General features: G+C 37.0%; 5 protein-coding genes. All 5 read right to left on the reverse strand.

What is annotated here, in order from left to right:
* Window positions 1-2,795: 2,795 nt before the first annotated feature.
* From virB11 to ACFINH_RS06540, 5 genes are read right to left on the reverse strand one after another with little or no spacing between them, the layout of a single operon-like run.
* Window positions 2,796-3,857: a P-type DNA transfer ATPase VirB11 gene (gene virB11 / locus ACFINH_RS06520; protein WP_375632438.1), complete on the reverse strand. Its 1,062-nt coding sequence runs from the start codon at window positions 3,855-3,857 to the stop codon at window positions 2,796-2,798.
* On the reverse strand, window positions 3,832-4,989 hold the full coding sequence (gene virB10, locus ACFINH_RS06525) for a type IV secretion system protein VirB10 (RefSeq protein ID WP_375606219.1): 1,158 nt from the start codon (window positions 4,987-4,989) through the stop codon (window positions 3,832-3,834). The genes virB11 and virB10 overlap by 26 nt, the downstream gene beginning before the upstream one ends.
* Window positions 4,989-5,795, reverse strand: coding sequence for a P-type conjugative transfer protein VirB9 (gene virB9 / locus ACFINH_RS06530; RefSeq protein ID WP_375606008.1), 807 nt, complete (start codon window positions 5,793-5,795; stop codon window positions 4,989-4,991). The genes virB10 and virB9 overlap by 1 nt, the downstream gene beginning before the upstream one ends.
* Before the next feature lie 13 nt (window positions 5,796-5,808).
* The gene (locus tag ACFINH_RS06535) at window positions 5,809-6,510 is read right to left on the reverse strand and encodes a virB8 family protein (RefSeq protein WP_375632439.1); all 702 of its coding nucleotides are present in this window, start codon (window positions 6,508-6,510) and stop codon (window positions 5,809-5,811) included.
* Window positions 6,507-6,629 (reverse strand): TrwH protein, encoded by a 123-nt coding sequence (locus ACFINH_RS06540; RefSeq protein WP_273757608.1) that lies wholly within the window; start codon window positions 6,627-6,629, stop codon window positions 6,507-6,509. The genes ACFINH_RS06535 and ACFINH_RS06540 overlap by 4 nt, the downstream gene beginning before the upstream one ends.
* Between the last annotated feature and the right edge of the window lie 2 nt (window positions 6,630-6,631).

Consider the following 6,631-nt stretch of genomic DNA (forward strand, 5'->3'; position numbering starts at 1 on the left):
CTGATACAAATATTAAACGCATGTAAATTATCTAAATGAAATACAAAGGAGTGATCATTATGACAATTCGTCATTTTACGACACATTTATTGTAATATCGAAAACATTGCTAATATTCAAGGATTAGGAATTTTTGATAATATCATTATATATATAAAGGTCATATTTTTTATTTTAAAGATTGGATTGTTAATCGCATTAAAAAACAAAATTTATAGTTCTCAAAGAATGGAGAACGTAAAATCCCTCTCTATTGTAGAGATAGATCATACAGTTAAGGGGGAAGTAATTTAAAATTATTGTAACGTCATAGATTTAAATTCATTAAAGAGAAGATAAGACGTTTGAAAAATAGCAAATTTATAGGTTTCTCTAAAAATTTAGAAAATGATAGTAAGAATTCTAAGAACACATGTTGCGAATGTGGAATAAGCGGTGTTTGTAGGTTCGTTTGAGTTGAATAAATTCAATCATCAAAGAAAATATGTTGTATTTTGACGAGTTTCGGAGGTTTTGATTTTATATGTTTTTATCTATAAAAATAGAGATTTCTAGGTTTAGATCTTATTTATTATGTTAGGGTATTTCATTGTTCTTGTATGTATGCTTAAGAAAGTTGTTTAAGCAGTAAAAGTGTTTTTTATTTTTCAGCATAAAAGATATTTCTTAACATGAAAAAGAGGTGTCCAAGTATTAACGGTATAATCAGTCATTGTTTTGGTATTTATTCTGTTGTGCCATAAAATACTATCGTATTTAGGATGTGGTAATTAGAGTGGTTAGAAGGTGAAATCTGCTAGGCGAGGGGGCGGATTGTTTGCAGATTAGTTTGCGTGTTAAGAGGCTTCGTCCTTTGAGGTGTGGTAGGTGGAGTCTGTTAGCCAATTACGTAAATGAGAGAGAAATCTACGTGGACAGGTTTTTAGTCTAATCTCTCTTATATATTGTGATGGGAAATTCACCTTAATAAGGACTACGACCGGTTACAGAAAACAGAAATCATTGCGAAAAAACAAGCGTGCTTATTTTAAAATTTTTAATATTTGTGATCATAATGGCATGCGAAATCTCCTGTAGTATCACGCAGACCGTTCGTATTCTCGAGCCAAGAATTGTTCATATATCCTCTTCAATCTGATCTTCACGAATTGATGCAAGAGATGGGTACGAACACCTGTAAGAATAAGCAGATGCAAAGCCAGTTGTATCATTATTGTTGCTTTGCAGAGTGTTTGATAAAAATCTGGAACATTTCTCCAATTCATTGCCGGTTTATTAATGACTTTATGGCGTTGTTTTTCTAAAAGAGCTTTTGCTGTTGCAGCTTTCACTTATCAGATGGGAGTTAAGAGTATTATGTATCTCTGTTGGCGTAATCTTTGAAAGTCGCTATACAGCCTCCTAATTTGAGGAGAATATGAAGCTGTAAAGGTGCAAACCAGTTTCCATTTTAGCATCATTTTTAATTCTGCTTTATGACTTTCAAAAGCATCTAGAGTAATGTCTTTTAAATAATAGAGATTACGCATTGCTTCACGCTTTTGTTTCTCTCGTTCTTTAATAAGATCAAAACCCTTATGTAAAACAGAACGTCCCGAGCCAAATACACTTTGCTTGTCAATTTGCAAGCTTGTTTTTAAGAAACCTTTCTTTAGGGTGCCTAAGCTTATTTCACTACAGAGCTCGTGGATGGTATAATGGTAAAGCCCCGATGAATAATATAAAATTTATAGAGCGTCTCCATTTTTACACTTCATAAAAGAACAAGTTGGGCGCCATTAGACACTTTGCAAACTCCCAATGTTGTGACAATTTTTGGCATTTTGGATGGTTTATAAAAGGCATTTTTAGTGCTTTTTTGTACAGTTTCATTCTATACGGCTTTATTTACTTATAATGTGCAAGAGACATGGTTTTGGTTAATAAACAGCTTTGAAATGAGAGAATCCTACGGTACTAAGATCTTTTATCCAACACGTAAAATAATGAACACTCTTTATAAGCCAATGTGATGCATCTTAAGAAGAGTGATTGTAGATCTGTTCTTTTAGGAATTTTTGCTTTTTGTGGTGCAGAGAAGAGAGCAGGAATATTCAGAGTAGAGCTTACCTTATGGAATCTATGGATATCGTCTTTAGGAGAGGGACATAAGCCACGTGATATGGTTAGCAAAGCTTGCTTAAGAGAAATTTGGTTGTTTACGAACAACTGGAGGTTAAGAATCTTTCTTCGTCCGAAGAAGACGTCTATATACCACTATACTTTTTATTACCAAATAGAACGTGGTTTATGGATGCTAAATCGAAATGATAATTTATTTCGTATGAGGTTTTCCGTATTTGGAGATTGTTTGGTTAAAAAACATATTTATTAATCACTTGAAAATAGTGCTTAGAATTTTTAAACGATAAGTTTTGGTCTTGATGACGATAATTATTTGTGATGATCGAAAGTACCTATTTTACAAAGCTTTCATTGATAGGCGAATCAAAATTTATTCTTTTCTTTTGTTTAAATATTTATTTTGCAGCTATTTTTTCTTTTTTGCATCAAAGATACTTTTTCAAAAGGTAAATGGAAAGAATGATCAAAGGCAAGAGAATAAAGAGAGCCTTATGTATAATTTGGTTTTCTCGTAGAGTTGTTGTCTATTAACTTTTTTCTTTTTTTCTTCATGAAGAGTGTAGAAAATCCATTGGAGAAGCAAAGAGAATAGGAAAAGTTAAATAAATAGCCGTAACAATTAGTTACGGCTATTTTTGTTTGCTTCATATTACCGAGAGAGGAAGCTCCCCTTAAGCGATTTTTGATTTAGCAAAAATCGGGTCGTAAAAGACTTCAGAGAGTTTTCTATCTTTAAAGAACAACACTACGTCAACTGTTGTATAGAGAACGATTTTTATCATTTCTAACTCGAGTTGCCGGCCAATTTCTGATCTTTTAATCAAGGTGGCACATCGCTCAAATGTTTGCAAAGCGCTGTTGGCATGCGTTGTTGTAATCGATCCGGGATGACCAGTGTTGAGCGAATTGAGATATTCCCATGCTTCATTGCCTCGCAATTCAGCGAGAAAAATTCTGTCAGGCGACTGACGCATACACGCATCTAGGCATTCTTCAGCTGAAACACGGCCTACATTGTTACCATAAATCATATGTACATGATTGGGATGATTGGGTAGAAAAAGCTCATGAACATCTTCAATTGTGATAATACGCTCCTCTACAGGGACCTTTTCAATTAAAGAGCGCGCAAATGTTGTTTTACCAGATCCTGTTTTGCCTGCAATAATAATGTTGCGTTTGTGAAGGACGCATTCTTCCAAAAATTCAAGAATTTTTCCCTCACGTTTACTTTGTAAGAGTTGAACTTCAAATGGTTCCAACCGTGTGAAGTCCTGCCTCGATAACAAGTTATTGGCTTCTTTTGCTGAAGGCTTATTAAAACTTACATCAGAAAAATCGTCAAATGCCCCTTCTTCTTTGAGTTCTTCTAACGTTTTAACTATGAGAGAATGTTTACGAATTACAAAGGAAAGAGCACCATCAACAACAGCTGGTGTTTGTATAATTGTACCACGTTGTCCACCAGGCAAGAGCACATAATTAATACTTCTGGGAGCCATACCGTTATAAACGATAATAGCTGTAATAAGCGTTTGCAAAAAAGTGGTTGTTAACTCTGGTACGTTATGTACTTGCCAACCCTTAAAGCTTTTCGTCCATACTTCACAGGGGCGGCAAATCGATAATTCAGTGATCGTGGGATCTTCTAAAAAACAATCAAGCGGTTGCAGAAGCTGAAAAACTGCTTGATCTTTTTGTATCGGGTTAACGTGTGACGAGACTGTAGACATCGCTGAAATCCAGATCACGAGCAACAAAAATATTTACTCGTTCGCCTTGGTTTTTGTAAAGTGTTGGTGTGATATTGATGGAATTTTGAAGAACATCGATTGCTATAGATTCAGCATTCTGAGCTCCTTTATTTTGTGAGTTATCTTTATTTTCTTTGCTGCTTTTACCAACTTTTCCTCTTACCCATTCTCCTAAATCACCGATAATGCTTACCATAATTGCACTACCAAATCGTTCCCAAAAATGTCTGTCAACCCAGCCACCAATACCCGCTTCACCCAGAGGACCTGTGCCTGGTGAGTCAAGATTGACAACAACACCAGAAGGCGTTTCAATGCGTAACCATTGCACAAACACGCGCGTTTGTCCTTGTTGTATGCCACTTTGGTAAAAACCAACAACTTTAGAACCACGGTCAAGCAAAACAACACGTCCACTCGTGGAATAAATATCGCGTGTTAAATGACACGTCGTCATTCCGGGTTGTGATGTAATGATTTTTGTTTCTAACGTACAATCTATTTGCGTTCCCTGTGTAATCAAAAAGTCACGGTTACGAAGTTGCATCGCATGTGATTGACCTAAACGCACGGGCTGAAGGTTATCAAATAATACGCCATTACCTCTATCATTATTCGATGCTTTATTATTTGTATCTGTAGATCCTTCGCTACCACCGTTGTTAAGGCTAGAACTGAGCATACGTTTGCGTGCTAATTCTTCAGAATCTTGGAGCATATGTGGAGGAATGGCTGTTTGAAGAAGTTTACTCAATGCCGGTGGAATATCCAAGTTTGAATCTTCTGTTTGTGTTGATTTTTCTGCTTCTTCTACAATCTTTGGCTCTTCTATAATCCGAGGGACATAGTTTGGTATAATTTGCTGTACTATTTGTTGTGGTTTTTCTTCCTCAACCTCCACGGTATTACGCATTTTAAAAGCTTTCCAAGTCAAGGCAATCGGTATCGCTACTATGACAATAAGTCCTACCATTAACAATGCACGGGTACCTGGAATTGTTGGACGACGTTCAGAACCTAGTTCGGACCCTCCATAGGTACCTTCAATATGTTTTTGTTCGACGTTGTCCAGTTTTGTACCTTTTCCCTCTCCTTCCTTATTGTCAAACATCATTTTCCTCCTTTATTGATACGATAAACCACCGAAGATACTGTCCCTGTTGTGTTTGGTACGCCATTGGGGTCATAGGCTTCATTAAAAACAGCTAGAGCGCGTTTACCAAGCCGTATAAGCCATTTAGGATTGACCTTATGAACGGCGATAATATCATTAGAACTGCCGATAACGGTGCGTGGTATTAAGCTTTCATTACCTTCAGCATCTACGACATAAATCGATGGCATATCCATGTTAGCGGGAAATTTAAAGTAAGTAATACGCCCATTGTCCCAAGCATTTATCGGAGCAATATCTTGGTGACCACTCATGGTATAACTGAGATTATAGCCGTTGACGCTTTGGTGAAAACCACGTTCAATCGCAAGGCGTCGATTGTTTTCTTCTGACTTTTCATCGTTTGAATCGGGATAATGGAAAGCCAATTCATATGTTGATCCCGCACGGTCATTCCGAAATTGTAGTCGGAATTTATAACTCCGTTTGTCGGTTACAACGATGAGATTGGTATTGGCAAGTTCTGCTTTTGGTTTAATAAAAATATGCCGCCCTTTATGAGCAAAGGCATAAGCTTCAGAATCGCCAAAGGCATGAGTTATGTACTGCTCACCTTCTTCAAGAATAATATGTGTTGCCACACCAAGAACTGTTTCAATTTGAACCACATCGGCTTCGTTATATGTTATATAGCGAATGCGGTGATCATATTGTGAATTTGATGGACTTTTGAGCGCCTGCACAGGTACCGTATAAAGAGAAGAAAACGAAGACAATAGAACAACGAACGCAAGTTTTTTCATAACAATCAATTCCTTAATCATTCAACAGTATTTCTGGGTCAGAACGGTAACTTGTTACTTGAAAACCAAGGGGGTTAAGCAATCGATCAGATGATTTCATGGGTGCACCAACATAGGTGTAACCAATTGTTGCAATTTGGTGCTGTTTTGGTCCAGTAGCAGCACCGTTGCTGTCAAGTTGCTGAGTCGTAAAACGTACAGTTGCTTGACCGAGTCCATTAGGCTGGATTGATCGTACTTTAACTGTAATACGTGCTTTGTTGGAAAGCACTTTGTCCCGTGCATTTTCTCCATCATAGATTTTATAATATTCTTGTTGAACAGATGCCGCACTTAAAAGTGCTGTTGTGTCATAGTTCAGTTGAATAGTATCGTAGTCGTAAGTTTCGCGGTTAAGTACATATTGGTTTAGCCAATATCTATCTACAACTTCACCATAGCTTTCTTCGTGTTCACGCATGATTGAGATAAGATCAACTGCACCCGTCGCATTATCAACGCGCAATACTAAGGGAGTTGGAGCTGGTTGAGAAAATCCAACAACTCCACATATCATACCGAATAAGCCAAAAAGACCCACAGTACTCGCAACACGCCATGCCGTTCTGCGCGACCTTATAAATTCATTGATAAGATCACGTTCTAAGCCACGGCTTTCTTCATAATAACTTCTAAGTTGTTCGGCTTTCACTGGTTTTGCTTGTTTTGTTTTCATCTGTCTCCTCGCTTGATTTCGGCAGGGATTGTTTTATTAATAGGCACGCGGTTCCTATCATTGGGCTGTTTTAGCTTTGGTGCTAATGCACAAGCCGATAAAAGGTTTGCAATCAAAATTA

This window comes from Bartonella sp. AA74HLJMH, from assembly GCF_042197045.1.
Taxonomy (GTDB): Bacteria; Pseudomonadota; Alphaproteobacteria; order Rhizobiales; family Rhizobiaceae; genus Bartonella.

Bases quoted from the DNA above. Each gene is read 5' to 3' on its own strand.
- virB11 (WP_375632438.1), bottom strand. From the start codon at position 3,857: ATGTCTACAGTCTCGTCACACGTTAACCCGATACAAAAAGATCAAGCA.
- virB10 (WP_375606219.1), bottom strand. From the start codon at position 4,989: ATGTTTGACAATAAGGAAGGAGAGGGAAAAGGTACAAAACTGGACAAC.
- virB9 (WP_375606008.1), bottom strand. From the start codon at position 5,795: ATGAAAAAACTTGCGTTCGTTGTTCTATTGTCTTCGTTTTCTTCTCTT.
- ACFINH_RS06535 (WP_375632439.1), bottom strand. From the start codon at position 6,510: ATGAAAACAAAACAAGCAAAACCAGTGAAAGCCGAACAACTTAGAAGT.